This window comes from Methylobacterium sp. WL64 (genome assembly GCF_008039945.1).
Classification (GTDB): domain Bacteria; phylum Pseudomonadota; class Alphaproteobacteria; order Rhizobiales; family Beijerinckiaceae; genus Methylobacterium.
In genome coordinates this window covers 1-1785 of record NZ_VRVA01000270.1, presented here as the reverse complement: position 1 = coordinate 1785, position 1785 = coordinate 1, and the positions used below count along the sequence as shown (strand labels likewise).

Here is a 1785-nt window from a genome sequence, read left to right as displayed (position 1 = left end):
TGATCATTCCCCTCCGTTGACTTAACTGTGCCGCCCGGCCGACATGCCATGATGGGCCGATGGGACATGTAAGGCGAGAAGTCTGCTTTCAACGTCGAGCATAGGTGAGCCCGCTTACCTGCGCCTGAAGTTCCTTGGCGATCCGCTCGGCTTCTTCGATGGTGGCACCAGGGATCAGTTTTAAACCGAGTACGGTGCGCGCGAGCGCAGTGACTGCGTCCGCGCCTTCAAGCGCGATCCATGGTTCCCCGCCCGCGTGCCTCTTCACCGCAAATCGGATCCCTACGCATTCTGTCATTTCGAAACCTTATGGCCGGCCGATAAGCGAAGCACAGATGTGAGCGTTGGGTCAGGCCGCTGGATGCGACATCACAGCGGCTCACAAACCGCCTGATCGTTCTCGTCGAACACGTGCTCGATCACACCATAGGGCGGTCCGTCGAACCAGCCGATAGCTTGAGCTTCCTGGCCGGAGATCGTGCGCGTCGTGACTGGCTCTCCGGCCTTTTTGGTCGCGATCGTCGCCTCATCGACTTGAATGGCGAGAACGGTGCGCGAGCCGATGTCAGTGCAGCGATAGCGTCTGCCGGAACAGATGAACTCTCCACCGACGCGAAAATCAGAACGATCCATCGGCGCCATCCCCTTCAACCTTATCCTGCGTCAGGATTTGAGGTGGTTGCCAGCTGGCAGCGCCCGAGTGGCAAAACAGAAAGAGGCGAGTGTCGGCATAGTCGTCGGCGTCGCGCATAACGCATGCACGCCCTCCCTCACGCTGCTCAATGCGGCGTCGCCGAGAGCTTCCAGCGTTGACTTAGGTGCTGCTGCCAGTCGACATGGGCTGTTCCGGCCGGACCCGCCTTGGCGAGTCGAGAGCCGGCAATTCAGGAGACTGCAGCCGCGAGATAGACCCTGAAAAGCCAACAGCCCCTTCCCGGCAAGGAAGAGGCTGCTGAAAAAACCGAGGGCCTGTGAGGCCGGCTAGCTACTCCTCACAAGCCATGAGACCCCCCGGGGTGTCAAGACGGAACTCGTTTCCGTCAACGGGAAGGCTTTGCCTGGACCCTAGCCGCGGCCCGTGAGGGACCGGGTTCAATGAACTATGCCGATGAGATCCGCCGACAGGCGGAGGGGGCCACGCGCGCCGCGTTACCGGCCGTCACGTCTGCGCTCTGGCGCGCCTACAGCGAGGGGAGGGTGACGGAGGCGGAGGCGGAGGAGCTATCTGGGCTGATCGAGGCGCTGCATCTGCCAAAAGCCCGTACATTGGCTATGACCGGCACGGACGCGCTCTCGTCCGATCCGGCGACCTCAAGTGGTATTGCCCGGAATCGCGTAGGAAGCCTCAGAAGGGCCGTGGGCTCGCGCCCGCGTACAGACGCCTCGATGGAGCGCCGTCGCCGCTGGGCGGCCTCCGGACGCCTTCCACCACGGCTAGCGGCCCAGTTCACGCTGGCCGAGCAGGCTGTTCTTGCCCTCGTGGCGGCGGAGGTGGTCCGCCGAAAGGATTGCCGCTTGTCGGTGCCGAACCTCGCTGCCGTCACGGGCGTGGCCGAGACCACGGTCCGCAACGCGATCCGCGAAGCCCGGAAGCTCGGGCTGCTCACGGTGGAGGAGCGCCAGATCACCGGCTTCCGCAACGACACCAACATCGTCCGCATCATCTCGCCCGAGTGGACGGCTTGGCTGCGGCTGGCGCGGACCCCAGACCCGCTATCTAAACTTGGATCGTCCGCCTTCGCCTCGCCGGCACAGGGGGGAGGGTGCAAATCCGCGAACCGCACG

At 63.7% G+C, this 1785-nt stretch carries 3 protein-coding genes; 1 reads left to right on the top strand and 2 read right to left on the bottom strand.

Annotated elements, in window-relative coordinates:
- Positions 1-88: 88 nt before the first annotated feature.
- Both FV242_RS33755 and FV242_RS33750 read right to left on the bottom strand, forming a co-directional pair.
- Positions 89-268: a hypothetical protein gene (locus FV242_RS33755; RefSeq protein ID WP_147942008.1), complete on the bottom strand. Its 180-nt coding sequence runs from the start codon at positions 266-268 to the stop codon at positions 89-91.
- A 101-nt stretch (positions 269-369) separates the two neighbouring features.
- On the bottom strand, positions 370-633 hold the full coding sequence (locus FV242_RS33750; protein WP_147942007.1) for a hypothetical protein: 264 nt from the start codon (positions 631-633) through the stop codon (positions 370-372).
- 462 nt (positions 634-1095) lie between these two features.
- Between FV242_RS33750 and FV242_RS33745 the strand changes: the two genes are divergently transcribed.
- Positions 1096-1785 (top strand): helix-turn-helix domain-containing protein (locus FV242_RS33745; RefSeq protein ID WP_147942006.1); only part of this gene is annotated, 690 nt, incomplete at its 3' end.

Excerpts from the sequence above, each read along its gene's own strand:
- FV242_RS33750 (WP_147942007.1), bottom strand. The coding sequence starts at position 633 with ATGGATCGTTCTGATTTTCGCGTCGGTGGAGAGTTCATCTGTTCCGGC.